This window comes from Nocardioides sp. cx-169 (assembly GCF_021083605.1).
GTDB lineage: Bacteria > Actinomycetota > Actinomycetes > Propionibacteriales > Nocardioidaceae > Nocardioides.
The window spans coordinates 226,640-250,708 of sequence record NZ_JAJNRO010000002.1 but is presented as its reverse complement, the minus strand read 5'-3'; the positions used below and the strand labels follow the sequence as shown (position 1 = coordinate 250,708).

General features: G+C 71.8%; 26 protein-coding genes and 3 tRNA genes. 15 read left to right on the top strand and 14 right to left on the bottom strand.

What is annotated here, in order from left to right:
* Positions 1 to 5: 5 nt before the first annotated feature.
* The 3 genes from LRP67_RS02390 to LRP67_RS02380 form a co-directional block, all read right to left on the bottom strand.
* A complete protein-coding gene (locus tag LRP67_RS02390) occupies positions 6 to 596 on the bottom strand; it encodes a TMEM165/GDT1 family protein (RefSeq protein ID WP_231268557.1) in 591 nt (196 codons plus the stop codon).
* Positions 597 to 644: 48 nt separating this feature from the next.
* A complete protein-coding gene (locus LRP67_RS02385; protein ID WP_231268556.1) occupies positions 645 to 1,844 on the bottom strand; it encodes an acyl-CoA desaturase in 1,200 nt (399 codons plus the stop codon).
* A gap of 88 nt (positions 1,845 to 1,932) precedes the next feature.
* Positions 1,933 to 2,772, bottom strand: coding sequence for a prephenate dehydratase (locus tag LRP67_RS02380; protein ID WP_231268555.1), 840 nt, complete (start codon positions 2,770 to 2,772; stop codon positions 1,933 to 1,935).
* A 23-nt stretch (positions 2,773 to 2,795) separates the two neighbouring features.
* Here LRP67_RS02380 and LRP67_RS02375 point away from each other — a divergent pair, with 23 nt between their 5' ends.
* Positions 2,796 to 3,194: a DUF4446 family protein gene (locus tag LRP67_RS02375; RefSeq protein WP_231268553.1), complete on the top strand. Its 399-nt coding sequence runs from the start codon at positions 2,796 to 2,798 to the stop codon at positions 3,192 to 3,194.
* A 12-nt stretch (positions 3,195 to 3,206) separates the two neighbouring features.
* Here LRP67_RS02375 and LRP67_RS02370 read toward each other — a convergent pair whose 3' ends face one another.
* Complete coding sequence (locus LRP67_RS02370; RefSeq protein ID WP_231268552.1) at positions 3,207 to 3,770, bottom strand: hypothetical protein; 564 nt, start codon at positions 3,768 to 3,770, stop codon at positions 3,207 to 3,209.
* A 137-nt stretch (positions 3,771 to 3,907) separates the two neighbouring features.
* Here LRP67_RS02370 and LRP67_RS02365 point away from each other — a divergent pair, with 137 nt between their 5' ends.
* Together LRP67_RS02365 and LRP67_RS02360 are read left to right on the top strand one after the other, a co-directional pair.
* Positions 3,908 to 4,435 carry a SigE family RNA polymerase sigma factor gene (locus LRP67_RS02365; protein ID WP_231241106.1) on the top strand — a complete coding sequence of 176 codons (528 nt, stop codon included), beginning with the start codon at positions 3,908 to 3,910 and terminating at the stop codon, positions 4,433 to 4,435.
* Positions 4,432 to 5,832, top strand: coding sequence for a hypothetical protein (locus LRP67_RS02360; protein WP_231268551.1), 1,401 nt, complete (start codon positions 4,432 to 4,434; stop codon positions 5,830 to 5,832). Before LRP67_RS02365 ends, LRP67_RS02360 begins: the two co-directional genes overlap by 4 nt.
* Positions 5,833 to 5,850: 18 nt before the next feature.
* Here the strand turns inward: LRP67_RS02360 and LRP67_RS02355 are convergent, their stop codons facing one another.
* Complete coding sequence (locus LRP67_RS02355) at positions 5,851 to 7,425, bottom strand: YegS/Rv2252/BmrU family lipid kinase (RefSeq protein WP_231268550.1); 1,575 nt, start codon at positions 7,423 to 7,425, stop codon at positions 5,851 to 5,853.
* A 90-nt stretch (positions 7,426 to 7,515) separates the two neighbouring features.
* On the opposite strand from LRP67_RS02355, the gene serS reads away from it, so the two are divergent.
* The 5 genes from serS to LRP67_RS02330 are packed head-to-tail and all read left to right on the top strand — an operon-like array spanning position 7,516 to position 11,630.
* Entirely contained in the window at positions 7,516 to 8,805 is a 1,290-nt protein-coding gene (gene serS / locus LRP67_RS02350; protein ID WP_231268549.1) for a serine--tRNA ligase, read from the top strand.
* Entirely contained in the window at positions 8,802 to 9,635 is an 834-nt protein-coding gene (locus LRP67_RS02345; protein WP_231268548.1) for an HAD family hydrolase, read from the top strand. The genes serS and LRP67_RS02345 overlap by 4 nt, the downstream gene beginning before the upstream one ends.
* Positions 9,632 to 10,123, top strand: coding sequence for a GNAT family N-acetyltransferase (locus LRP67_RS02340; RefSeq protein WP_231268547.1), 492 nt, complete (start codon positions 9,632 to 9,634; stop codon positions 10,121 to 10,123). The genes LRP67_RS02345 and LRP67_RS02340 overlap by 4 nt, the downstream gene beginning before the upstream one ends.
* Positions 10,120 to 10,923 carry an HAD family hydrolase gene (locus LRP67_RS02335; RefSeq protein WP_231268546.1) on the top strand — a complete coding sequence of 268 codons (804 nt, stop codon included), beginning with the start codon at positions 10,120 to 10,122 and terminating at the stop codon, positions 10,921 to 10,923. Before LRP67_RS02340 ends, LRP67_RS02335 begins: the two co-directional genes overlap by 4 nt.
* Before the next feature lie 44 nt (positions 10,924 to 10,967).
* Positions 10,968 to 11,630, top strand: coding sequence for a hypothetical protein (locus LRP67_RS02330; RefSeq protein WP_231268545.1), 663 nt, complete (start codon positions 10,968 to 10,970; stop codon positions 11,628 to 11,630).
* A 7-nt stretch (positions 11,631 to 11,637) separates the two neighbouring features.
* On the opposite strand, the gene LRP67_RS02325 is transcribed toward LRP67_RS02330, so the two are convergent.
* Genes LRP67_RS02325 through LRP67_RS02310 form a run of 4 tightly spaced genes read right to left on the bottom strand, consistent with a single transcriptional unit; the run spans position 11,638 to position 14,226 of the window.
* Positions 11,638 to 12,234, bottom strand: coding sequence for a bacterial proteasome activator family protein (locus tag LRP67_RS02325; protein WP_231268544.1), 597 nt, complete (start codon positions 12,232 to 12,234; stop codon positions 11,638 to 11,640).
* Positions 12,235 to 12,269: 35 nt separating this feature from the next.
* Complete coding sequence (locus LRP67_RS02320; protein WP_231268543.1) at positions 12,270 to 13,247, bottom strand: NAD(P)H-quinone oxidoreductase; 978 nt, start codon at positions 13,245 to 13,247, stop codon at positions 12,270 to 12,272.
* 35 nt (positions 13,248 to 13,282) lie between these two features.
* On the bottom strand, positions 13,283 to 13,606 hold the full coding sequence (locus LRP67_RS02315) for a DUF6457 domain-containing protein (protein WP_231268542.1): 324 nt from the start codon (positions 13,604 to 13,606) through the stop codon (positions 13,283 to 13,285).
* A gap of 47 nt (positions 13,607 to 13,653) precedes the next feature.
* Positions 13,654 to 14,226, bottom strand: a complete 573-nt coding sequence (locus tag LRP67_RS02310) for a molybdenum cofactor guanylyltransferase (RefSeq protein ID WP_231268541.1) — start codon at positions 14,224 to 14,226, stop codon at positions 13,654 to 13,656.
* Between the two features lie 46 nt (positions 14,227 to 14,272).
* Here LRP67_RS02310 and LRP67_RS02305 point away from each other — a divergent pair, with 46 nt between their 5' ends.
* The 3 genes from LRP67_RS02305 (at position 14,273) to LRP67_RS02295 (ending at position 16,403) form a co-directional block, all read left to right on the top strand.
* Positions 14,273 to 15,052 (top strand): carbon-nitrogen hydrolase family protein, encoded by a 780-nt coding sequence (locus tag LRP67_RS02305; protein ID WP_231268539.1) that lies wholly within the window; start codon positions 14,273 to 14,275, stop codon positions 15,050 to 15,052.
* 11 nt (positions 15,053 to 15,063) lie between these two features.
* Positions 15,064 to 16,104 (top strand): hypothetical protein, encoded by a 1,041-nt coding sequence (locus LRP67_RS02300; RefSeq protein ID WP_231268538.1) that lies wholly within the window; start codon positions 15,064 to 15,066, stop codon positions 16,102 to 16,104.
* Positions 16,105 to 16,166: 62 nt separating this feature from the next.
* Positions 16,167 to 16,403, top strand: coding sequence for a biotin/lipoyl-binding carrier protein (locus tag LRP67_RS02295; RefSeq protein WP_231268537.1), 237 nt, complete (start codon positions 16,167 to 16,169; stop codon positions 16,401 to 16,403).
* A gap of 103 nt (positions 16,404 to 16,506) precedes the next feature.
* Here LRP67_RS02295 and LRP67_RS02290 read toward each other — a convergent pair.
* Together LRP67_RS02290 and LRP67_RS02285 are read right to left on the bottom strand one after the other, a co-directional pair.
* Positions 16,507 to 16,591, bottom strand: a tRNA-Ser gene (locus tag LRP67_RS02290).
* Between the two features lie 49 nt (positions 16,592 to 16,640).
* Positions 16,641 to 17,024, bottom strand: coding sequence for a hypothetical protein (locus LRP67_RS02285; protein ID WP_231268536.1), 384 nt, complete (start codon positions 17,022 to 17,024; stop codon positions 16,641 to 16,643).
* 123 nt (positions 17,025 to 17,147) lie between these two features.
* Between LRP67_RS02285 and LRP67_RS02280 the strand changes: the two genes are divergently transcribed.
* From LRP67_RS02280 to LRP67_RS21215, 3 genes are all read left to right on the top strand, one after another.
* Positions 17,148 to 17,609, top strand: a complete 462-nt coding sequence (locus tag LRP67_RS02280) for a hypothetical protein (protein ID WP_231268535.1) — start codon at positions 17,148 to 17,150, stop codon at positions 17,607 to 17,609.
* 108 nt (positions 17,610 to 17,717) lie between these two features.
* Positions 17,718 to 17,811 (top strand) — tRNA-Ser (locus LRP67_RS02275).
* Between the two features lie 211 nt (positions 17,812 to 18,022).
* A complete protein-coding gene (locus tag LRP67_RS21215; RefSeq protein WP_269210966.1) occupies positions 18,023 to 18,157 on the top strand; it encodes a hypothetical protein in 135 nt (44 codons plus the stop codon).
* Positions 18,158 to 18,338: 181 nt separating this feature from the next.
* Here LRP67_RS21215 and LRP67_RS02270 read toward each other — a convergent pair whose 3' ends face one another.
* The 3 genes from LRP67_RS02270 to LRP67_RS02260 form a co-directional block, all read right to left on the bottom strand.
* Positions 18,339 to 19,337: a LuxR family transcriptional regulator gene (locus LRP67_RS02270; RefSeq protein ID WP_231268533.1), complete on the bottom strand. Its 999-nt coding sequence runs from the start codon at positions 19,335 to 19,337 to the stop codon at positions 18,339 to 18,341.
* 110 nt (positions 19,338 to 19,447) lie between these two features.
* Positions 19,448 to 21,277: a phosphoenolpyruvate carboxykinase (GTP) gene (locus tag LRP67_RS02265; protein WP_231268532.1), complete on the bottom strand. Its 1,830-nt coding sequence runs from the start codon at positions 21,275 to 21,277 to the stop codon at positions 19,448 to 19,450.
* Between the two features lie 200 nt (positions 21,278 to 21,477).
* Positions 21,478 to 23,319 (bottom strand): phosphoenolpyruvate carboxykinase (GTP), encoded by a 1,842-nt coding sequence (locus LRP67_RS02260; protein WP_231268531.1) that lies wholly within the window; start codon positions 23,317 to 23,319, stop codon positions 21,478 to 21,480.
* Between the two features lie 180 nt (positions 23,320 to 23,499).
* Between LRP67_RS02260 and LRP67_RS02255 the strand changes: the two genes are divergently transcribed.
* Positions 23,500 to 23,572 (top strand) — tRNA-Arg (locus LRP67_RS02255).
* Positions 23,573 to 24,069: the final 497 nt, after the last annotated feature.

The following is a 24,069-nucleotide window of genomic DNA, read 5'->3' as shown; positions in this document are numbered from 1 at the left end:
CCGGGTCAGCTCAGCAGCTCGTAGATCGTGAGCGCGGCGAGCGCGAGGCACACGGTCGCGCCCAGGTAGTGCAGGACGTGGATGGAGACGAAGCGCAGCAGGCTGCGCCCGACGATCACCGCGAGCGCGCTCACCGTGAGCAGGGCCCCCAGTGCGCCGACGAAGACGCTGAGCGGCGCCTCGTACTTCGCTACCAGCGAGAGGGTCAGCAGCTGCGAGAGGTCGCCCCACTCGGCCGCGAACAGCACCAGGAACGACGCCAGCACCGCGCGCCAGCCGTGGACGGGCTTGGCCTTCTCGGCGAACTCCTCGCCGTCGGCCTCCTGGTGGCTGCGTCCCTCGCGGAACAGGATGACCGCACCGACCAGGAAGAGCACGACCGCCGCCGTCCTCACGACGTCCGGCGGGAGCAGGGACGCGGCGTGCCCCAGCAGCACCGCCACCCCGGTCTGCACGGTGAACGCCAGCCCGACCCCGACCCACACCAGGATCGGACGGTACTTGGTGGCCAGCACCAGGGTCGCGAGGAAGGTCTTGTCGGGCAGCTCGACGAGGAAGATCGCGCCGAAGGTGAGGGCGACGGCGGCGAGGTCCATGCCGGACATTCTCGACCGACCGCCGTACGGCGCTCGGGCGGGGTCGCCTCAGGCGAGCGCCGGGGCGCCGCTCCGGCGGGCCTCGGACAGAGAGGCCCTGGCCTGGCGCAGCAGCTTGGAGAGCTGGCGCGGCAGGTTGCGGCGGTCGGTCTCGGCCAGCCAGTCGTTGGGCAGCGAGAGCCGCAGGACGCGGTGCCAGGCGCTGGCGACCTGCTGCGGCAGCGGCCGGGCGTTGTAGGAGAGCCCGTAGCGCTCGAACAGCTCGCGCACCCGCGGTGCGATCTCGGCGTACCGGTTGCTGGGCAGGTCGGGGAAGAGGTGGTGCTCGATCTGGTGCGAGAGGTTGCCCGAGAGCAGGTGCATGAGCGGCGGGCCCGAGATGTTGGCGGAGCCGAGCATCTGGCGCAGGTACCACTCGCCCTTGGTCTCGCGGGTGTCCAGCTCGCGCATCTCGAACGTCTCCACGCCCTCGGGGAAGTGCCCGCACATGATGATCGAGTGGCTCCACAGGTTGCGCACGAGGTTGGCGGTCGCGTTGGCCGTCAACGTCGCCAGCCAACCGGGTCCGGCGAGCAGCGGATGGACGACGTAGTCCTTGGTGACCTGCTTGGACGCCTTGCTCGCGGCCGCCCGGATGCGCGTGCGCAGCTCCGGGGTGATGCCCTTGCCTTGGCGCAGGTGCTCGCCGAACTCGATGTCGTACATCGCGATGCCGTACTCGAAGATGCACGCGTTGATGAAGTTCCACAGCGGCTGCGCCAGGTGGCGGGCCTGCCACTCCTGGTCCTCGTCGACGCGCATGATGCCGTAGCCGAGGTCGTTGTCCTTGCCCAGGATGTTCGTGTAGGTGTGATGGGTCTCGTTGTGGGCGCGCTTCCACTGCGCGGGCGGCGAGGCGTGGTCCCAGTCCCAGGTGGTCGAGTGGATCTTGGGATCGCGCATCCAGTCCCACTGGCCGTGCAGGACGTTGTGGCCGATCTCCATGTTGTCGAGGATCTTCGCCAGGCTCAGCATGGCCGTCCCAGCGACCCACGCGGGCGGGAAGCGGCCCGCCAGGAGCACCACCCGGCTGGCCAGCTCCAGACGACGCTGCACCGCGATGACCCGCCGGATGTACGCCGCATCGCGCGCGCCGCGCGAGTCGAGCACGTCCTGGCGGATCCGGTCGAGCTCCTCGCCGATCCGCTCGACGTCGTACGGCGTGAGGTGGCGGACCTGGCTGTGGGCCTGTCGTTCGAGCGCGGTCAAGAGGACTCCTCGCGGTGGGGCGCGACGTGCGGTACCCATTCTCGCCGACCCTGACCCGCCCTGCCCGTCGGGACCCCAACGGTGACGATCAGGAGCGGAACGCGTCGGCCGGGTAGACGCCGAGGATCTTGATCTCGGTGGTGAAGAAGGCGAGCTCCTCGAGGGCGCGGGCCAGGCCCGGGTCGTCGGGGTGGCCGTCGACCTCGGCGAGGAACTGGGTGGCGGCGAAGTGGCCGCCGACCATGTAGCTCTCCAGCTTGGTCATGTTGACGCCGTTGGTGGCGAAGCCGCCGAGGGCCTTGTAGAGCGCGGCGGGCAGGTTGCGGACGTTGAAGATGAAGCTCGTCACGACCGGGCCGTTGCCGGCCGGGGCCTGGACCAGGTCCCGGGAGAGTACGACGAACCGCGTGGTGTTGTGCTCCTCGTCCTCGATGTCCTCGGCGAGGACCTCCAGCCCGTAGATCGCGGCCGCCAGCGGCGGCGAGATCGCGGCCTGGGTCGGGTCGGCGGCCTCGGCGACCTCCCGGGCGGCACCGGCGGTGTCGCCGGAGATCAGCGGCACCAGTCCGTGCTCGCGGATGATCTTGCGGCACTGGCCGAGCGCGTGGACGTGGCTGTGCACCGTCCGCACCTGGTCCAGCGTGGCGCCCGGCACACCCATCAGGTGGAACCGGATCCGCAGGAAGTGCTCGGCGACGATGTGCAGTCCCGATCCCGGCAGGAAGTGGTGGATGTCGGCGACGCGCCCGGCGATGGAGTTGTCGATCGGGATCATCGCCAGATCGGCCTCACCTCCCTCGACCGCGGCGAAGACGTCCTCGAACGAGGCGCACGGCAGCGGCTCCCAGTCGGGGTAGTGCTGCGCGCACACCTGGTGGGAGTTGGCGCCGGGCTCGCCCTGGTAGGCGATGCGTCGAGGGGAAGTCACGTCGAGAGTTTAGGGTCGAGGGCGTGGTCTTCCTCGTCGTGCTCAGCCTGGTGGTCGCGCTCGCCTCCCTGGCGGTCTCGGCGCTGCTCCTGCGTCAGCTGCGCCGCAGCCGCGACACCATGGGCGACGAGGCGCTGCCCGACGACGTGCAAGGGCTGCGTCAGGAGGTCGCGGCGCTGCGCGCTGAGGCCCGCGGATCGCTGCGGCACGTCGCGGTCGTGCGCTACGACGCCTTCGGCGACATGGGCGGTCACCTGTCCTGGTCGCTCGCCCTGCTCGACGACAGTGGGGACGGCGTGGTCCTCACCTCGATCCACGGCCGCTCCGACGCCCGCGGGTACGCCAAGAACATCTCCGCCTGGAGCTGCGACCAGCCGCTCTCGCCCGAGGAGGAAGAGGCGATCGCCCACGCTCGTCCCTGAGCCGGCTGCTGCTCAGCTCTGTTCGCGCCGCCACAGGTGCGCACGCTGCGCGGCCTCCGCCGGGCTCAGGCCGGTGAGGTCGCTCACCGGTGTCCGGACCAGGCGCGGGCCGGGGACCTCGGAGGCTTCGATGCCGGCCCGCTGGGCCGCGGCCACGACCCGGCGGCGCAGCTTGCGCCAGTCGGGCTCGCTGGGCGGGATCCCGCCCCTGTCGTCGGCCTTGGTCAGCGCCAGACGAGTCCCGACGCCGTCGGGCTCGAGGACCGCGACCGTGTTGGGCTCGGCGTACAGCTCGGTGGGCCCGCGCCGCTTCCACCACAGGCCGGTCTTGACGTCGTCGAGCAGCGCCACCGCACGCTCCAGGTCCACCGGGAGGTGGACGACGGTCGCCAGGGAGTCGAGGGCCTTCTCGATGACCGGGTCCCCGGTCTGGTCCCAGGTCACCCCGTCCGCGGCGTTCTGGGCGGCGCGGTGCACGTGACGACGTTGCCACCGCCGCACCCGCGCCCTGATGTACAGCAGAGCCAGGAAGGCACCGACGACGAAGAGACCTTGGTACTCCTGCCACCAGCTCATGGCGGAGAGGATAGGAGACACGACAGATCCGAGGAGGTCTGCTTCGCGCTTCGAGACCGGTGGCCCGCCGGGCAACCCCGGGCGCCGTCGGGCGTCCTATCAGCATGACCACCAACGTGACGGCGAGAGGCGGCCCCGTGGCCAGACTGCGCTCGGGCGCACACCCCACCTTCGGCGACGCGGAGCTGAGCGAGCTGTACGCCGCCCACCGGCTCTCCCTGGTCCGCCTGGCCATCCTCCTGGTCGACGACCTGGCCTCCGCCGAGGACGTCGTGCAGGACGCCTTCGCCGCCATGGCCGGCCGCCGCGGCCGCCTCGACAACGGCGCGGCCGCGCTGGCCTACCTGCGGACCTCCGTCGTCAACGGCAGCCGCTCGGCGCTGCGGCGCCGGCGTACGGCACGGGGCTACGTCGCCCCGCACGAGGCACCGCCCGACGGTCCCGAGGGCAAGGCGGTCCTCGCCGAGGAGCACCGCGAGGTCTACGCCGCGCTCGAGCGCCTCGCCCCGCGCCAGCGCGAGGTCCTCGTCCTGCGGTACTGGTCGAACCTGTCCGAGGTCGAGATCGCCGAGGCCCTCGGCATCTCCCGCGGCGCCGTCAAGTCCACCGCCAGCCGCGCGCTCGACGCGCTCGAGAGCATCCTCGCCAAGGAGGGTCACCGATGAGCACCATCGAAGACCGACTCACCCGCACCCTCGCGGCCCGCGCCGACCAGGTCGGCCCCGAGGACCTGCGTCCGGCGGAGGTCCCCCAGGCGAGGGTCTCGTGGCTGCGCCACCCGGCGACGTACGCCGTGGCGGCCGCCGCCTGCGCCGCCGCCATCGCCGCGCCGTTCCTCGTGGACCTCGGCGACGGTGAGCCCGCGCCGAACCCGCCGGCGGTGTCGCCGCAGCCGGACATCGGCGGCGGCTGGGAAGTCGTCGAGCAGGTGGTGCGCGTCGACGTCGACGGCGACGGCACCGCCGACCGGGTGCGCGTGCGCCAGGAGCCGGGCCAGGAGCTCATCGGGCCCCGCCTGCGCGTGGAGGCCGACCTGACCGACGGCGAGCGCGTCTTCGGGATCGTCCCCAGCGGTGAGGTCGGCTACGGCGTACCCCAAGGCGTCCAGCTCGACAACGACCCGGGGCGCGAGCTGATCCTCTACCGCGACGGCCTGCCCTTCGCCGTGCTCGACCTGGTCGACGGTCGACTCGCGGAGCCGAGCCGGCCCAGCCGGCCGCCGCTGCTCAACGGGATCGTCCCCGCGGACGACGGCCGGGGCCGCGAGTCGGCCCTCTGGGTGGACGGCGAGACCCTCCTGACCTACCTCACCGTCGACACCTTCTCCGGCGGCGAGCCGCTCAGCCTGCCCCCGGAGTACGCCGTCGACGTCACCCGGTGGTCGCTCGACGACGGCACCCTGGTGCCGACGAGCCTGGGCGAGCAGTGCCTCGACGCGGTGGACGGCCCCACGACGCCCGAGGGCATGTCGGTCCCGGCCCCGTGCGCGGACGGCAGGGCGAGCCCGGCCCTGTTCCCGGCGGCGGAGGACACGGTCGGGCCGGGGGAGTCCTTCGAGATCCCGCTCGGCGCGGACACCTTCACCGTCGCCCTCGAGGAGGCCGACGGCAGCACCTGGCTCGTCGTCGACATCCCCGGCAGCGGGGAGCAGCGGGTCTCCCTGCCGGGCAGCGGGACGCCGACGGTCTTCACGTCGCCGGTGCGGATGTCGGATGTGGAGCTGAGCGTGCTGGTCGCCCAGGAGAGCGGCGACAGCACCGCCATGACGCTGGTGACGGTGCGGGGCGGCCGCCTCGTCGTGGCCCTGACCTCGGGCCAGGTCCCGTTCGGCGGCGGCTTCCAGGACCCGGACGCGAGAAGCTTCCAGACCTGGATCGGCCCCGACAACCGGCTGTTCACCCGGCTGAAGCACGCCGGGTCCGACGAGTACGACGTCTGGTCCTGGTCCCTGGGCGGCAGCGTGTCGGTCGATGGTCCGCCGACCCTCCAGCCGGCAGCGGAGGGCTGCTTCGTCCTCGACAACCGGACCCCGCCCGCCGAGACCCGCACGTGCGCCGACTAGCGCGCAGTTTCTGACGGGTCAGCGGGGGACGCGGACGAGCAGCCGACCGTGGATGCACTCCATGTGGAGCTCGCGGCCGGGGCCGACGGAGTCGCCGTCGAGCTGGCGGGGGGCGTCGATGCTTGCGGTGATCGAGACCCGCTGGCCGGTCATGCGGTTGATGGTGTCGTCGGTGCGGGCGCCGCGCGACATCACCCGGACGGCCAGGGGGATCCAGGAGAAGAAGTTGCGCGGGTGCAGGATGACGACGTCCAGCACGCCGTCGTCGATGGCCGCGTCCGGCAGCAGCGGCATCCCGGCCTGCAGGAACCCCACGTTGCCGACCACGATCGTGCGGGCGCGGTGCGTGGTGGGCTCGCCGCCGTCCACCGAGATGTCGACCCGGATCGCGGGGAACATCAGCGACTTGAGTCCGGATACGACGTAGGCCACCCAGCCGACGCGCTTCTTGAGGTCCTCGTTGACGCCCTCCATGATCGCCGCGTCGAAGCCCATCCCGGCCATCACCATGAAGTGGCTGTCCTCGAGGTGGTCGCCGGTGACCTTCACCATGTCGATGGCGCGGTCCTGGCCGGTGAGGGCGATGTCGATCGCAGCCCGGATGTAGAGCGGGATGTCGAGGTTGCGGGCCAGCAGGTTGCCGGTGCCGGCCGGCACGATCCCGACGGGGATGCCGGTGCCGGCGAGCTCGGCGCACACCTCGCGCACCGTGCCGTCGCCACCGCAGACGATCACCAGGCCGGGACCTTCCATGGAGGCACGCTCGGCCTGGCCGGTGCCGGAGTCCTCGACGGTGGTGAGGTGCCACGTCGGCGTCGACCAGCCGGCCTCGACGGCCATCGCGTCCACGATCGACTGGAACTGGCCGACGTCCTCCACCTTGATCGGGTTGAGGATCACGGCGAGCTTGCGCCGGGGTGGCAGCACGTCGGGGAGGGGGGCGATCTTCTCGGCGTGACTGCGGGGGAGAGGGCTCAGGACGACCAGTCCGAGGAGGACGAAGGCGGCGCCGAGCAGGGTCCCGCCGATCACGTCCGTGGGGAAGTGACGGCCCAGCAGCACCCGGTCCAGGCACACCGCGACGACCACCACGGCGACGAGCAGCGAGATCAGTCGGCGCATGTTCGGGCGGCGCAGGAGCATGGTCGCCAGGACGACGACGACGCCGCCGAACGCCGCGACCGAGGAGGCGTGGCCGGACGGGAAGGCGTGGTTGCTCAGGAGCCACTCCGTCTCCTGCCACTCGGGCCGGTCCCGGCCGATCGCGAGCTTGATCAGCGTCGTGGCCGCCGAGGTCGCGGCCATCACGGCGACCGCGTAGTAGGCCGCTCGCCGGTGGCTCTTGACGAACATGACGATCGCGAGCGCCGCCGTGTACGCCGCCATGGCGATGGTGCTGAACGCCAGCTCCACCACCCGCAGCACCTGTCGGAGCGTGGTGTCGTCGACGGCCCAGTCGCGCACGGCGTCGCCGCGGTCGTCGAAGTCGGCCACCCACCCCCAGCCCTGGGCCACCGCCACGGCGAGGACCGCCAGCAGGGCGAGGCACACCGCGCTCCAGGTGAGCAGGTAGGCGCGGGTTCGGTCGAGCACGGCGCCCAGTATGGGCGACGGGGGCGCACCGGTGCCCGGCCAGGGGCAACTCGGATGAGCCGGGCCACCTCTGCCGGATAGCCTGAGCGCATGATCGACCCACGCATTCTCCGAGACGACCCCGACCGCGTACGAGCCGCCCAGGCCAAGCGCGGGCTGTCCGATGACGTGGTCGACCGCGCGCTCGCCGCCGACACTTCCCGACGCGAGGCCATCGTGGACTTCGAGACCAAGCGCGGCGAGCAGAAGCGGCTCGGCAAGCTGATCCCCCAGGCCCAGGGCGAGGAGAAGCAGGCGCTCCTGGCGCAGACCAAGACCCTCTCGGCGCAGGTGAAGCAGGCCGAGGCCGCCCAGGCGGCCGCGGAGGAGGAGTGGCAGCAGGCGCTGCTGTCGATCCCCAACCTCGCCGAGGCCGACGTCCCCGCCGGTGGCGAGGACGACTTCGTCCTGCTCGAGACGGTGGGCACCCCGGCCGAGTTCGACTTCGAGCCCCGCGACCACATCGAGCTCGGCCGCCTGCTCGGCGCCATCGACCTCGAGCGCGGCGCCAAGGTGTCCGGCTCGCGCTTCTACTTCCTCACCGGCGTGGGGGCCGAGCTGGAGTTCGCCCTCATCAACCTCGCCAACGAGACCGCGCGCGAGTTCGGCTTCACCCAGGTCATCGCGCCGTCGATGGTGAAGCCCCGGGCGATGGACGGCACCGGCTTCCTCGGCCAGGCCGCCGACGACGTCTACCGCATCGAGGGTCAGGACATGTACCTCGTGGGCACCTCGGAGGTCCCCATGGCGGCGTACCACTCCGACGAGATCCTCGACGGCGCCTCGCTGCCGCTGCGCTACGCCGCGTTCAGCCCTTGCTTCCGCAAGGAGGCCGGCTCGCACGGCAAGGACACCAAGGGGATCATCCGGGTCCACTGGTTCGACAAGGTGGAGATGTTCGTCTACTCGACCACGGAGGACTCCTACGCCGAGCACCGCCGCCTGCTCGAGATCGAGAAGGCCTTCCTCGACAAGCTCGAGCTGGCCTACCGCGTCATCGATGTCGCCGCCGGCGACCTCGGGCTGTCCGCACAGCGCAAGTTCGACTGCGAGGCGTGGATCCCGACCCAGGGCAAGTACCGCGAGCTCACCTCGACCTCCAACTGCACCGAGTTCCAGACGCGCCGCCTGGACACCCGCGGCCGCTTCCCTGCCACGGGCTCTGGACACGGCGAGGAGATCAAGGCGATCTCGACGCTCAACGGCACCCTGTGCGCCATCACCCGCGCGATCGTCGCCATCCTGGAGACCCACCAGCAGGCGGACGGCTCGGTGCGGGTGCCCAAGGCGCTGCAGGCCTGGCTCGGCGGGCGCGAGGTCCTCCAGCCGGTCACCACGTGAGTACGCCGGAGGGCTGGCAGCCCAAGATCATCGCGCTGGACATCGACGGCACGCTGCTCAAGTGGGTCGAGGGCGCCGGCATGACCCACGAGCAGATCGAGCCGGCGGTCTACGACGCCGTGCACCGCGTGCTCGACGCGGGCGCCCACGTGGTGCTCGCCAGCGGCCGCTCGCCGCACGGCATGACGCCCATCGCCGACCTGCTCGACCTGCGGGGCCAGGACGGGCAGCGGGTGTGGGTCGTGGCCAGCAACGGCGCGGTGATCTTCCGCTACCCGCCCATGGACGTCGTCCGCGAGGAGACCTTCGACGCCGGTCCCGCGGTCCGAGCCGTCCTGGAGCGGCAGCCCAACGCGATCGTGGCGGTCGAGGAGCGCGGCATCGGCTACCGCGTGAGCACGCCGTTCCCCGACGGTGAGCTCTCCGGCGACATGATCGTGACGCCGATCGAGGACCTGGTGGCCGGACCGGTGAGCCGGGTGATCATCCGCGACCCCGAGTCCAGCGCCGACGAGTTCGTCGCCCTGGCCGCGGACCTGGGCCTGCACGGCACCAACTACGTGGTCGGCTGGACCGCCTGGCTCGACCTGTCCCCGGTCGGGGTCTCCAAGGCCTCCGGCCTGGAGTACGTCGCCCGCGAGCTGGGCCTGACCCGCGCCGACGTGCTCGCCATCGGCGACGGCCGCAACGACATCGAGATGCTGCAGTGGGCCGGCCGCGGGGTCGCCATGGGCCAGTCCGTGCAGGAGGTCATCGACGTCGCCGACGCCGTGACCGGCTCGGTCTACGAGGACGGCGCCGCCACCGAGCTCGACCGGTACTTCGCGTGAGCGAGCCGCCGTTGCTGCCGGTGCTGATCAGCTCGGCGCGGCTGCGTCTGGTCCTCGTCACACCGGCCGACGCCGCGGACATGCGCGCCGGGCGGCACCAGGACCGCTGGCACCCCGACTACCCCCGCCGTGACGACGTCGACGCGGCGGCGATGGCGCGCGAGGGTGACACCTGGGGGCCTCGGCACGTCGTGCTGGGCGTGCAGGCGGTGGGGAGCATCGGCTGCTTCGGGCCGCCGGTCGACGGCGAGACCGAGGTCGGCTACGGCCTGGTCGAGGCCGCGCGCGGGGCGGGGGTCGCCACCGAGGCGCTGCGCGCGCTGGTGGCCGAGACCGACCGGGCCGGGGTCCGGCTGCGGGCCGCGGTCGCGCCGCAGAACCGGGCCAGCCTGCGGGTCCTCGCCGCCTGCGGCTTCACCGAGCTGCGCGGTGGCGACGAGGACGGCAACCTGGTGATGGCACGGCCGCTGCCCGCGACCCTCCCATGACCCAGCCGATGACCCGGCCGCGGCTGGTCGCCACCGACCTCGACGGCACGCTGGTGCGCTCCGACGGCACCGTGTCGCCGCGCACGGCCGGTGTGCTGGCCGCGCTCGACGCGAGCGGCGTACCGGTCGTGTTCGTGACGGCCCGGCCGCTGCGCTGGATGGAGCAGATCTGGCCGATGGTGGGCGCCCACGGGCTCGCGGTGGTCTCCAACGGCGCGGTGCTGTACGACGTGACCCACCGCGAGGTGCGCGAGGTGCGCGGGCTCGGCGCCCGCGAGGGGCTGGCCGTCGTCGAGGCGATCGCGGCAGCGGTGCCGTCGGCGACGTTCGCGATCGAGTGCGTCGACGGACTCCGGGTGGACGAGCGGTTCGTGGACGTCGACGGAGCGGGGGAGCAGACCGCGCGCGGACCCCTCGCGGAGCTCTGGACGGCCCCCGTGGTGAAGCTGCTGGTCCGCGAGCTCGACGCCGACCCGGCCGAGCTGCGTCGCCTCGTGGTCGACGCCGTCGGGCAGGCCGCCGTGCCGACCTGGTCGGTCGACCACCTGGTCGAGATCAGCGCCCCCGGCGTCACCAAGGCCGCCACCCTGTCCCGGGTGGCCGCGGAGCTGGGGGTGTCGGCGCGCGACGTGGTCGCGTTCGGGGACATGCCCAACGACCTGCCGATGCTCGCCTGGGCCGGCACACCGTACGCGGTCGCCAACGCCCACCCCGACGTGCTGCGCGCGGCCGGTCGGGTGGCGCCGAGCAACGACGAGGACGGCGTGGCACAGATCCTGGAAGGGATCTACGGGCTGTGAGCGCACGGACCTCGACTGGTGCCCGTCACCATCGATCTGTTGAGATGAGCACCGTGTCCGCCCTTGTACGCCGCCTGTTGGCGGCCGCCCTTCTCGTCGGCGCGTTCGTGACCGTCGGCGCCGCCCCGGCCCAGGCCGCCTGCGCGTGCTCGGGGCCCCAGTCGACGCTCCTGCAGCGGATCAAGGCGGCCGACGCGGTCTTCACCGGCACCGTCACGGCGGTGTCCCGGCCCGACGGCACCGCCCCGATGGCGAGCCCCAGCGGCGGGGTCGGCGCCACGGAGCAGGCGATCGCGCACGAGGTCACGGCCGAGAGTGTCTACAAGGGCCGCGTCGACACCCCCGAGCAGTCGGTCACCACCACGCCGCGCAACCGGGCCACCTGCGGCCTCGGCCAGCTGGCCAAGGACCGCAGGTACGTCTTCATGGTCCAGGCCGGCGGCACGGCCGCCGAGCCCGTCTGGAGCGACAACGGGTGCTCCGGCACCCGGGTCGCGACCGCCGCCCTGATGGCCCAGGTGGAGGAGGTGCTGGGGCAGGGAGAGCCGGCCACGCCGCCGCCCCCGCCTCCCGCGGCCGTGCTCACCGACGTCGACACCTCCGGGCCGACCCCGCTGAGCCGAGCCGTCGCGCCCGGCCTCGCGCTGGTGATCGTCGGCCTGCTCGGCCTGGTCCTCGTCGGGCGCCTCGGCTCGCGCCGGGGCTGAGCGACGGCTAGAGGTACATCCCGCCGGAGCTGCCAGGGCGCCGGTCCTCGTCGCCCTGGCCGGGCGCCTGCGGGGCCTGCGGCTGCTGGCCGCCCATGCCGGGTGGCAGCGCGCGGCGCATCTCCTCGAACTGGGCCCGCGCGGCGAGCTGCTGGGCGTACATCGCCGTCTGGATGCCGTGGAAGAGGCCCTCCAACCAGCCGACCAGTTGGGCCTGCGCGATGCGCAGCTCGCTCTCGGAGGGCGTGGCCTCGTCGGTGAACGGCAGCGCCAGCCGCTCGAGCTCCTCGACGAGCTCCGGGGCCAGCCCCGCCTCGAGCTCCTTGATCGAGGACTGGTGGATGTCCTTGAGACGGCTGCGGCTCGCCTCGTCGAGCGGCGCCGACTTCACCTCCTCCAGCAGCTGACGGATCATGCCGCCGATGCGCAGGACCTTCGCCGGCTGTTCCACCAGATCGGTGAGGGCGCGCTCCTGGCGCTGACCCTCCTCCTGCTCCCCCTGGTCACCGCCCTGGGTCAGGGCGGAGGCGGGCACGGTCCCCACCGGCCTCCCATCGGGGCCCACGATGACGACCTGCTGCTCCTGCTCGGGCTGCTCGCTCATGCCTCACAGCCTAGGTCGCGGGTGGGAGAGGTGTGTCACACGGTGAGGACGATCTTCCCGGTGTGCTCTCCGGACTCCATGAGCGCGTGCGCGGCGGCGGCCTCCTCGAGGGGCATGGTGCCGTGGACCACCGGGCGGACCAGGCCCTCGGCCACGAGCGGCCAGACGTGCTCGACCAGCGCCGCACAGATGGCGGCCTTCTCACCCACCGGCCGGGCGCGCAGCGAGGTGGCGATGACCGCGCCGCGCTTGCGCAGCAGGGCGTTGATGTCGAGCTCGCCCTTGCTGCCGCCCTGCATGCCGATGATCACCAGCCGGCCCTCGGTGGCCAGCGCCGTGACATTGCGGCCGAGGTACTTGGCGCCCATGTTGTCGAGGATGACGTCTACGCCAGCCCCGTCGGTGGCCGACTTCACGACCTCGACGAAGTCCTGCTCGCGGTAGTTGATCGTCACGTCCGCACCGAGGGCCGCGCAGGCGGCGAGCTTGTCCGGCGTGCCGGCGGTGGTGAGGACGCGAGCGCCGAGCTGGTGGGCCAGCTGGATCGCGAAGGTGCCGATGCCGCCGGCACCGCCGTGGACCAGGAAGCTCTCGTTCGGCTTCAGGCCGGCCACCATGAAGACGTTGGACCACACGGTCGCCGCCACCTCGGGGATCGCCGCGGCGGTGACCAGGTCGACGCCGTGGGGGACGGGCATCACCTGGCCGACGGGTACGACGACGCGGGAGGCGTAGCCGCCGCCCGCGAGCAGGGCGCAGACCTCGTCTCCGACCGTCCAGCCCGCCACGCCCTCACCGAGCGCGGCGATGGTGCCGCTGCACTCCAGGCCGATGACCTCTGAGGCCCCCGGGGGCGGCGGGTAGTGGCCCTGGCGCTGCAGCAGGTCCGCGCGGTTGATCGCGGTGGCGGCCACCGCGATGGCCACCTCGCCGGGGCCGGGCTCGATGTCGGGCACCTCGGACACGGACAGGACCTCGGGGCCGCCTGCGTCGGCGGCGATCACGGCACGCATGGCGTCAGTGTGTCAGGACGGCCGACCGGGCCCGGCTAGGCCTCGAACCGCTCGCCCGAGTGGTCCACGCCGCTGTCGTCGGGGACAGGCTGGTCATGGTCGAGGGGGTCGACGAAACCGGCCGGGCGGTCCCATCCCTCCGCCAGCGACTGGGCAAGCGCGGCCAACCGCTCGACCGACTCCGGCCCGGCGGACTGCGTGGCGGCGGCGTAGCCCAGCAAGTACGTAGTGACGGGACCGGCGACGCGCTCGACGTTCTCAATCGCGAGGTCGCTCAGGTCGTTGAGCAGCCCCTCGTCGACCTCGGTCTCGATGTCGAGCGCGTCGCACAGCTCGTCGATCCAGTCGTGGAGGTTCACCTCCCCAGAGTGTCCAGACTCGAGCGGCGCCGCAACCCCTATGCAGCTCAAGCGAGGTCGCGCAGGTCCGCCCACGTGTCGACGTCACGGTGCTCCTCGCCCACGGCCGGCACGGGCGCGAGGCGTAGCCGGGAGAGCAGGCGGTGCAGCGCCAGGTCGTGCTGCTCCTCCTGACCGGGTCGCACCGCGTCGAGCCGCTCCGTCGCGAGCGCGAGTGCCAGCTGACGGCGCCCGTCGGGGCCGACCAGGGCGGCGCCCTCGGCCGTGGGGGCCGCCTCGAGGAGGCGGCGCACGGTGTGTGCGTCCACCCGCGGCATGTCGACCGCCAGCACCACGAGGTACGGCGTGCGGTGCAGCAGGGCGTCGCGCCCGGTGAGCAGGGCGGCGACCGGACCGCCGTACCGCGGGGACTCGTAGGTGAAGGTCACGGGTCGCTCGGTGGGCACCGGCTCGCCGACCGCGACCACCTCGGAGGCATCCATCACGGCGTCGATCGCGCGCGCGAGCAGGGTCCGCCCGCCGATCTCCACCGATGCCTTGTCCACGCCTCCCAGCCGGGCGGCGCGGCCGCCGGCGAGGATCACCGCGGCGAAGGCGCTCAGGGCGGGGTCCAGGTCCACCCTGGGAGTGTGCCACCGGCCGGCGGCGGCGTGGCAGTCTGTGGCGGTGACCGCGACCACCGCCGCCGAGCTGCGCATCGCCCTCGTGCAGGAGGCCTCCGGCCTGGAGCCCGCGGCCAACCGCGCCCGGCTGGAGGAGCTGGTGCCCCCGGGTGCGGACCTGGTGGTCCTGCCCGAGGCCTTCGCCCGCGACTTCGGCGAGGCCGGCTCCGACGTCGCGCCATTCGCGGAGCCGGTGGACGGTCCGTTCGGCCGGGAGCTGGCCCGGGTCGCAGCGTTGCGGGGGACCACCGTGGTCGCGGGGATGTTCGAGGCGAGCGACGATCCGGCGCGGCCGTGGAACACGCTGCTGGTCCGCGGCGCCGCCGAGGCGGCGTACCGCAAGGTGCACCTGTACGACTCCTTCGGCTACCGCGAGTCCGACCGGCTGCTGGCGGGCCCGCTCGAGCCGGCCGTGGTGGAGGTCGGTGGCTTCGTGGTGGGGCTGCTGACCTGCTACGACCTGCGGTTCCCCGAGCTCGCGCGGGCGCTGGTGGACCGCGGGGCCGAGGTGCTGGTGGTGCCCGCGGCGTGGGTGGCCGGGCCGCGCAAGGCCGACCACTGGCGCACGTTGGCCCGGGCCCGGGCCATCGAGAACACCGTCTTCGTGGCCGCCGCCGGGCAGCCCGGGCCGCGCTACAGCGGCCACTCGCTGGTCGTCGACCCGCTCGGCGACGTGCTGGCCGAGGCCCAGGACGGCCCGGCCGTGCTCACGGCGACGCTGCGCCGCGAGGTGCTCGACGAGGCCCGCCGTACCAACCCCTCACTGGCCAACCGCCGGCTGTAACCTGTTCCCCCGTGTCCAGGTCAGCCACCCGTCGTCGCGAGCCCGACCCGCGCACCGGTTGGCGAGGCCGGATCGCCGGCATCGGCGAGAGCCGGCTCCCGGTCGCCGCGTTCCTGGTCCTGGTGGCCCTCGGGCTCGGCGCGCTCGTGGCGGGGGTGCTGAGCCTCGGCCCGGAGTGGCTGCCCGGCGTGGGCGCCGTCGTCGTGGCCAGCACCTACTCGTGGGCGCTCGCCGCGCGCACCGGCGGTCGGCCGGTGGTCTACGGCACGCTCGCGGTCGCGATCGGCGTCGTCGTGCTGGTCAGCGACGAGGACTACCTGCGCACGGGTGCCGCCGTCATGACCTGTGTGATCTCCTCCGTGCTGGGGGTCATGGCCACGGTCCCCGCGGTGAAGTTCGTCCAGGCGGCGCGCGAGTGCGTCATCGCCATCCTCATCGCCTGCGTGGGCGCGCTGGCGACCGTGGCCTTCGAGCCGCGGATCTCGGTGGTGGAGTTCGAGTATGCGACGTTCGGGCTGGCCCTGCTCGCGGCGTTCGCGGTCGTCTACCGCCTGGGCGCCGGACTCCACGGGCTCGGGCGTCGCGGCGCGGCGATCGTGCTCGTCGGGATGGTGGTGCTCGCCGTCACGCTGCTGTACGCCGAGCTCCTGCGCCGCTACGGCACCCCCGGTCTGGTGGAGTCGCTGCTGGACGTCGTGCGCTGGAGCCGCGATCACCTGGGCGCCTTCCCGCGGCCGATCGAGACCGTGCTCGGCATCCCGGCGCTCGCCTGGGGCTGCCACATGCGCGCGCGTCGCCGCCAGGGCTGGTGGGTCTGCGCCTTCGGCGTCGCCGCTACCTCCGCGGTCGCCAACTCGCTGGCCAACCCGGCGATCACCCTGCGCGAGAGCGGCCTGTCGGTGCTCTACGGCCTGGTCGTCGGCCTGGCCCTGGGCTACCTGGTGATCCGCGTCGACCTCCAGGTCACCGGCTCGGGCGGACGCCGCAGCCGTCGGGCCGAGGAGGCGGCGGCCATCCGCCCCGAGCCGGCGCGCACCAGCGCGCTGCTCTGAGCCGGTCCGCGACCGCCCTCCGCGCTTGGGGCGTACCTGCCGGTAACGGCTAGCGTGCCGACATGGCCCGTGAACAGGTGACCGAGATCCTCGCCGAGATGGTGGCCAACGTGCTGTCGCTCTCTGTCGCGCCGGGCGACTCCGTCGCACCCGGTGACACCGTCGTGCTGCTGGAGTCGATGAAGATGGAGATCCCGGTGCTGGTCGAGATCGCCGGCACCGTGCGCGCCGTCAAGGTCGCCCCCGGCGACGTCGTCCAGGAGGGCGACATCCTGGTCGAGCTCACCCCTGCCACCTGACGCGCCGGCACCGGACTGCCCGGGCGCTTCTGTCAGGGGTTGCAACCCCTGACACGCGACGGGATACCCGGCCAGGTCGGGTATCCCGTCGCAGGACCTCCAGCAGAGGGGGCGGGATTCGAACCCGCGGTAGGTCTCCCTACGACCGCTTTCAAGGCGGTTCCGATCGGCCACTCCGGCACCCCTCCATGCACGCCGAGGCGTACGGCGGGCCAGTCTAGGCCGCCGGGGGCCGGGCTACTCCGAGCCGCCCAGCTCGAGCTCGACATCGTCGTAGGCGATGTCGTTGACCCGCTGCACATGGCGGGCGATGTCGACGAGCAGCCGCTTGGCCTCCAGCCGCACCGCCTCGACGTCCGGGCTGTCCAGGACCCGCGGCCCGAGCACACCGAGCCGGGCGAGCAGGGTGTTGCGCTCGCGGAACGCCGTGCCGCCCCGGGCGGCCAGCCAGCCGTCGTCAGGAGAGCTGGTCTCCCCGACGAGTGCGTCGCGCACGACGGCCAGACGCTGGCGCACGACCCAGCGCCAGTTGCCGAGCGCGGCACCGTCGCGCCGGGGGGCGTCGAGGGCGGCGTCGAGGGCGCGCAGCGCGCTTGCCATGCCAGGGGTGACGATGGCCACGGATGCCTCCCGGTGTCCGGCCCGCGCCGGAGCTCGAGCAGGGGACTTCGAGCATGACTGCCGGACCCGGCCCCGGCAAGACCGGGTGCGCCGCCAATTGCGGTGTCTTGTTCAATCATCTCCATGTCCTCTCCCGAGACGACCGACTACCGGCTGGCCCGCTCGTTCGCCGCCCGGCTCGTGGGCGCCTACCTGCTCCTCCTCGCGATCGTCATGTTCGCGGCCACCGCGGCCGTCGCCGTCACCCGGTTCCTGCCGCCCGACGCTCTCGTGGTGCTCCTCGTGGTGGGCCTGGTCGGTCTCGCCGTCCTCGGTGCCCGCCTGCGCTCGGCGTACGTCGTACGCTTCGACGCCGAGGGCTACCGGGTCCGGATGGTCCGGGGGGCGGGTGTGAAGCAGGCCCGCTGGACCGAGGTCGCCGAGGCCGGGACCGCCTCGCCGCGAGGCGTGCCGTGCGTGGTCATCCGGCTGCGAGACGGCCGCTCCACCACGATCCCCGTGCCGGCGCTCGAGACCGACCGCGAGCAGTTCGTCCGCGACCTGGCCCGTCGCCTCGAGCGCGGCGAGGGCCTGCGCCCGCTCTGAGCCGGCTCTGGACCCTCCTATCAGGGGCCGAGCGGCGGGGTGATTCGTCCTCGCCCACTGGATCCTTGTAGCCTGTGCTCGCTGTTCCAGGTCCGCCTGGGGCGCGGAGGAGGCGTCGCCTAGTCCGGTCTATGGCGCCCGCCTGCTAAGCGGGTTTGGGGCTACAACCCCATCGAGGGTTCAAATCCCTCCGCCTCCGCCAGTTCGGGTCACCTTTCGTCGTATGACGAAGGGTCTCCCGGCGTTGCGCGCAAGACGCCGCCCCGTCGCGGGCGAAGCATCACCGAGAGGCCGGATTGCAGCATTCTGCAATGCAGATATATGAAGCAAGGTTCGACTGACGGGCGCGAGCGCGACGCCCCACACTCATGGCAGGGCCATTCCGTGGGCCCCTCGAACCGAAGGTGACCCTCATGAAGACTACTCGCAAGCTTGGCATCCTGATCGCCGCTTCCGCCCTGTCCGTCGGGCTGCTTGGCGTGTCCGCGCCGGCCCAGGCCAAGGACAGCAGCTGGGGCTGCGGAGGCTACTGCCGCACCGTGCGCTGACCTGCGCCACACCCCTCGAGGCTTGAGACCCGGGCCCAACCACCCCCCACTTGTTGGGCCCCAGTGCCACCCCCAGGCCGGTCTCATCGAGGTGAGGGCGGTGACTCGATCCAGACTCGAGTCACCGCCCTCGCTGCATTTGACCACAATCTCTGCCGTCCGGGCGGCACTTCACCGCAGATCAGGCGGTGCCCTCGCTGCCGGAGACCCCCTGCTGGCCCATCGTGTAGCCCAGCTGGAAGCGCGTCTCCGCCTCGTACTCCTCCTTGAGGTCGGCCACGTAGCCGGCGTACGTCCGGGGGCTCACGCCGAGCCTCTTGGCGCTCACGGGGTCGGAGTGACCCTCGATCAGCATCCTGATCGTCATCGCGCGCTGCTCCGCGGCGATGTCCCTCATCATCGAGGTGTCGCGGTTGGTGAAGGGGCGGGCGCGCTCCCAGGCGCGCTCGAAGACGTCCACCAGGTACGCCACCACCGACGGCTCGCGGATCGCGATCGCCGTGCGCAGGTCGTCGTGGCCCGGGATGACCGCGATCCGCCGATCGAAGACCAGCATCCGGTTGAAGAACTCGTCGAGGGTGCGGACCTCGGCGCCGCGGGCCGTGACGGCGGAGACGTACTTGTGGGTGACCGAGCTGCGCCGCGCGCTGTGCTGGTAGAGCGTGCGCATCCTGGTGCCGCGCTCGAGCATCTGGGTGTCGCGCAGGGCGGCGGCCGCCAACGACTGCGCGTCGCGTCCCGTCTGCGGCTGGGCGGTGAGCATCTCCTCCTCGCACTCGGCCACGAGGCCGGTGAGAAAGGGGCCGATCGCCTCGTCGTGGATGTGCGTGAAGGGGCCGCGGGCCGACGACATCGGGGATCGACGCCAGGTCTGGGCGAGTCCGCCGAAGGCCTTCGCCCAGTGCGAGGACTCCTCGAGGAGCTTGGATCCCTCCTGGCTCAGCGGCGAGACGACGCGCGACTGGACGCTGCTGGGGTCCTCCGGGACCCAGGTGCCGGAGGCCTTGTCGAGCTGGACGAGCCCGAGCCCGACGAGCAGCTCGAAGGCGTGGCGCTCCGCGGAGCCCTCCGCGATGCGCGGGTCGTCGGCGGGCATGCCGCCCTGCGCGACGATCGCCTTGAACAGCTCGGCGGATCCGGTCTCGAAGACCGCGCGCTCGTCGGGACCGTAGCCAGCCACGTACTCCCCCTTCGGCCTTGGAACCCCGAGGCGCACCCATGCTCCCACAATCAGCAGGAGCCCCGTCCCCGAAGGGGCGGGGCTCCGCTGTCACGCGCCGTACGGCGCCCTCAGACGCCCAGGCGCGCCTTGAGACCGTCCAGCTCGGTCCACAGGACGGTGGGCAGGTCGTCGCCGAACTTCTCGAACCACTCCTGGATCTGCGGGATCTCGGCCTTCCACTCCTCGGGGTTCACCGAGAGGGCCTGCTCGAGGGCGGCGGCGCTCAGGTCCAGCCCGTCGACGTCGAGCGAGCCCGGCGCCGGCACATGGCCGATCGGGGTCTCGACCGCTGCCGCCTGGCCGTCGATGCGCTCGACGATCCACTTCAGCACGCGGCTGTTCTCACCGAACCCCGGCCACAGGAAAGATCCGTCGCCGTCGTCACTGATGTCTCTGCGGAACCAGTTGACGTAGAAGATCCGCGGCAGCTTGGAGGCGTCGTTGTCCTTGCCGACGTTGATCCAGTGGCCGAAGTAGTCGCCGGCGTTGTAGCCGATGAAGGGCAGCATCGCCATCGGGTCGCGACGTACGACGCCGACCTGACCCACCGCGGCCGCGGTGGTCTCGGACGACAGCGTCGCCCCGAGGAAGGTGCCGTGGGTCCAGTCACGGGCCTCGAAGACGAGCGGGACGGTGGTCTTGCGACGACCCCCGAAGAGGATCGCGTCGATCGGGACGCCGCGCGGGTCGTCGTACTCCGGGGCGAGGATGTCGCACTGCTTGATCGGCGTGCAGTAGCGGCTGTTGGGGTGGCTGGAGAGCTCCTCACTCTCGGGCGTCCAGGGCTCGCCCTTCCACGACGTCGCCTTGGCGGGCGGGTTCTCCAGGCCCTCCCACCAGATGTCGCCGTCCTCGGTGAGGGCGACGTTGGTGAAGACCGAGTTGCCCTTGTTGATGGTCCGCATGGCGTGGGGGTTGGTGTGCTCGTTGGTGCCCGGGGCCACGCCGAACAGGCCGAACTCCGGGTTGACCGCCCACAGCCGGCCGTCCTCGCCGACCCGCATCCAGGCGATGTCGTCGCCCAGGGTCTCGACCTTCCAGCCCGGCACCGTGGGCTTCAGCATCGCCAGGTTGGTCTTGCCGCAGGCGCTCGGGAAGGCGGCCGCGATGTACTTGCGCACCCCCGACGGTCCGGTGAGCTTGAGGATCAGCATGTGCTCGGCGAGCCAGCCCTCGTCGCGGGCCATGACCGAGGCGATGCGCAGCGCGTAGCACTTCTTGCCGAGCAGCGCGTTGCCGCCGTACCCGGAGCCGTAGGACCAGATCGCGCGCTCCTCGGGGAACTGCACGATGTACTTGGTGTCGTTGCAGGGCCACCTCACGTCGGCCTCGCCGTCGGCGAGCGGGTGACCCACCGAGTGCACGGCCTGCACGAACGACGCGTCCAGCTCCTCCATGCGGGCCAGCACGTTCGCGCCCATGCGCGACATGACGCGCATCGAGGCGGTGACGTAGGCGGAGTCGGTGAGCTCGACGCCGAACATCGGCTTCTCGGCCTCCAGGTGGCCCATGACGAAGGGGATGACGTACATCGTCCGGCCCTTCATGCAGCCCTCGTAGAGGCCTCGCATGATGCCCTTCATCTCCTCGGGCGCCATCCAGTTGTTGGTGGGCCCGCAGTCCTTCTCGTCGACCGAGCAGATGTAGGTCCGGTCCTCGACGCGGGCGACGTCGATCGGGTCGGAGGCGGCGTGGAAGGAGTTGGGCTTGATCTGCGGGTTGAGCCGGGTGAACGTGCCGGTCGAGACCAGCGCGTCGGTCAGCTCGGTCCACTCCTCGTCGGAGCCGGTGCACCAGTGGATGCGATCGGGCTGCGTCATGGCAGCCACCTCGGCGACGAAGTCGAGGATGCCCTGGTGGGTCGTGGGGGTCTGGGTCGGGGCCTGCGTGGCGGTCATGCCTGGTGTTCCCTCTCGCGCCTGGAATGTGCTGCTGGGTCGTCCGGCTCCATTGCCCGACGAGATGGGTGGGCCGAGGCTAGCCCGCCCTCCGCGGTTCACATATTGGAACGATCAATGCTCGACTCGCGTACGACGGCGGCCCGGGCCCCCTCGTGGGGACCCGGGCCGCCGGTGTCGATCGGGTGGTGCGGGGGCGGTCAGCCCGCCTCGTTCTCCAGGGCGTCGGCCACGCGGCGGTGCGCCTCCCAGATCGCCTCGGGCATGTTGTCGAACAGCTCGAGGTGCTCCGCGCGGTGCTCCATCTCCTGCTGCCAGCGGGCCTTGTCGATGGTCAGGATCGTCTGCAGGTCCTCCGGCGTGATCTCGACGCCCTCGAGGTTGAGCTCGTCCTCGGTCGGGATGATCCCGACCGCGGTCTGGCGACCGGTGACCTCGCCGTTGCGCAGCTGCAGCAGCCACAGCAGCGGGCGCAGGTTGTCGCGGTATCCGGGCCACAGGAAGTGGCCGTCCTCGGGGTCGCGCTGGAACCAGTTGACGTGGGCGAAGATCGGCTGGTCCGTGGCCGCGCCGACGACGTCGAGGTAGTGCTGCGCGTAGTCACCCTCGCCGTAGGCCATGAAGGGCCGGTTGGACATGGGGTCGTAGCGCAGCACGCCCTCCTTGCCCTCCGCGGCCGCGGTGGCCTCGGCGCCCAGCGTCAGGCCGTCGTAGACGCCCTCCGCGAGGTCGTGGATCGCGCGGATCAGCGGCTCGCGGTCGCGGGTGCGGCCGCCGAAGATGATCGCGTCGATCGGCACGCCGGTCGCGGCGTTGTAGTCCTCGGCGATGTTGGGGACGTTGTCCAGCGTCGTGGTGAAGCGGCTGTTGGGGTGCGCCCAGGGCGACGGGTCGTCGTCCTTGCGGTCGGCGATCGGCGCACCGGTCCAGTCGAGCCAGCCGGTGACGTCGGCGGGCGGCTCCTTGGTGCGGCCCTCCCACCAGACCTCGCCGGTCTGCGGGTTGTAGGCGACGTTGGTGAAGATCGCCTTCGTGCCCTCCTCGATGGAGGCGAGCGCCGTCGGGTTGGTCTTCTCGTTGGTGTCCTTCGCGACACCGAACACGCCGTACTCGGGGTTCATGCCCATGAGCCGGCCGGTGGTCTCGTCGACCCACAGCCACGCGATGTCGTCGCCGTAGAAGGACACGTGGTAGCGGTCGCCGAGGGCGTCGGGGGCCAGCATCATCGCCAGGTTGGTCTTGCCCGAGGCGCTCGGGAAGCCGCCGCAGATGTGGTACGTCTTGCCGGCCTGCTTGTCCTTGATGCCGATGAGCATGTACTGCTCGGCGAGGAACTTCTTCGACGCCCAGCCGTCGTAGGCGCCCTGGCGCAGGCCGTGCGCGATCTTGCCGAGCAGCGCGTTGCCGCCGTACGACGAGCCGAAGTGCAGGATCGTGCGCTCGTCGGCCACCGTCACGAAGTAGCGCTTGTCGTCGGGGGTGCCCTGGCCGAGGTTCTCCAGGTCGCCGGTCACGTGCACCGCGCGCACGAAGCGCGACGGGTCCTCGAGGTCGTTGAGGAACTGCGCCCCGACCCGGGCCATGCGGATGATGTGCAGCACGACGGTGCGGGTGTCGGTGAGCTGGACGCCGGCCGCCCAGGGGGCGAGCTCGTTGCCCGGAGGCGACATCAGGTACGGGATCACGTACATGGTCTTGCCGGCCGACTCCCCGCGCATGAGGTCGTGCAGCAGCGGCTTCATCTCCGAGGCGGGGCGCCAGTTGTTGTAGACGCCCTTGTCCTTCTCGTCGTTGGTCGCCACGATCGTGCGCTCCTCGGAGCGCGCGGTGTCCTTGTGGTAGCTGCGCGAGTAGTAGCGACCCTCGCCGGCCGGCTCCAGCTCGCCGGCGTCCAGGGACTCCTGGATGAGGCGAGCGTCGTCAGCGGCGCTGACGACCTCGATGCGCTCGGCGCCGGTGAGGTCCGCGTAGTACCGGACGTACTCGAGGACGTGGGGGTTGGTCAGTCCGGCGGCCTCCAGGGCCGCCTCAACATCTGCCATCTCTGCCTGGCTCCCTCTCGTGGATCTGCCGTCGCCGGCGGGCGTGGTCCCGCCTGCTCGATGTCCCGCACTGTCCCACACGCGGTGGAACGCCTTCCACAGTGGTCGGTCCCGGGGGATTTCGAGATGCTCCCCATGGTCGGCTATCCTCGTCCCGTCGTTCACCTCGGTGAGCGGCCTGCGCCTGTAGCTCAACGGATAGAGCATCTGACTACGGATCAGAAGGTTTGGGGTTCGAATCCCTACAGGCGCACAGGTCGGATCCACCGCATGACCTGCGCAAACGCCTCATCCAGGGCCGTTTCCCCTCCGGGGAGCGGCCCTGTTCCGTCTCAAAAACCGGCCCATCGCGGGTCGACCCTCTCCTCCCGCGTCGCGACGGGTCGCGTCCGGACGCGTCCCCCCCACGGCGTCCGAGCGGGATCTTCGGCGGCGGGAACCACAGGTCGCACTGCGCCGCATCGCCCGGAAGCCACGTCAACCGGTCCGCCGGGTCGACCAGACGATGCTCAGGTCGTAGCCGCCTGACGTGGTCGCGGAACACGTGATCGATCCTGTCCAGCTGACCCGTTCGGCGGTCACCGTGGCTGGCATCTCCGGATGGTCCTTCAGCGCTGTCGTACCAGCGGCTCGAACGGCGTGAACGCCGTCGGCACCGCCGCCCGCTCCTACTTCGGCGGCCGGTCCGAGGCCACCGCCGGTGCCACCGTCCCACGCCCAGGTCCCGAGGCGACCTGACGTTGCGGCACA

Excerpts from the sequence above, each read along its gene's own strand:
- LRP67_RS02265 (WP_231268532.1), bottom strand. The coding sequence starts at position 21,277 with ATGACCGCCACGCAGGCCCCGACCCAGACCCCCACGACCCACCAGGGC.
- serS (WP_231268549.1), top strand. The coding sequence starts at position 7,516 with ATGATCGACCCACGCATTCTCCGAGACGACCCCGACCGCGTACGAGCC.
- LRP67_RS02370 (WP_231268552.1), bottom strand. The coding sequence starts at position 3,770 with ATGAGCTGGTGGCAGGAGTACCAAGGTCTCTTCGTCGTCGGTGCCTTC.
- LRP67_RS02390 (WP_231268557.1), bottom strand. The coding sequence starts at position 596 with ATGGACCTCGCCGCCGTCGCCCTCACCTTCGGCGCGATCTTCCTCGTC.
- LRP67_RS02325 (WP_231268544.1), bottom strand. The coding sequence starts at position 12,234 with ATGAGCGAGCAGCCCGAGCAGGAGCAGCAGGTCGTCATCGTGGGCCCC.
- LRP67_RS02330 (WP_231268545.1), top strand. The coding sequence starts at position 10,968 with ATGAGCACCGTGTCCGCCCTTGTACGCCGCCTGTTGGCGGCCGCCCTT.
- LRP67_RS02260 (WP_231268531.1), bottom strand. The coding sequence starts at position 23,319 with ATGGCAGATGTTGAGGCGGCCCTGGAGGCCGCCGGACTGACCAACCCC.
- LRP67_RS02335 (WP_231268546.1), top strand. The coding sequence starts at position 10,120 with ATGACCCAGCCGATGACCCGGCCGCGGCTGGTCGCCACCGACCTCGAC.
- LRP67_RS02280 (WP_231268535.1), top strand. The coding sequence starts at position 17,148 with ATGTCCTCTCCCGAGACGACCGACTACCGGCTGGCCCGCTCGTTCGCC.
- LRP67_RS21215 (WP_269210966.1), top strand. The coding sequence starts at position 18,023 with ATGAAGACTACTCGCAAGCTTGGCATCCTGATCGCCGCTTCCGCCCTG.
- LRP67_RS02360 (WP_231268551.1), top strand. The coding sequence starts at position 4,432 with ATGAGCACCATCGAAGACCGACTCACCCGCACCCTCGCGGCCCGCGCC.
- LRP67_RS02295 (WP_231268537.1), top strand. The coding sequence starts at position 16,167 with ATGGCCCGTGAACAGGTGACCGAGATCCTCGCCGAGATGGTGGCCAAC.
- LRP67_RS02320 (WP_231268543.1), bottom strand. The coding sequence starts at position 13,247 with ATGCGTGCCGTGATCGCCGCCGACGCAGGCGGCCCCGAGGTCCTGTCC.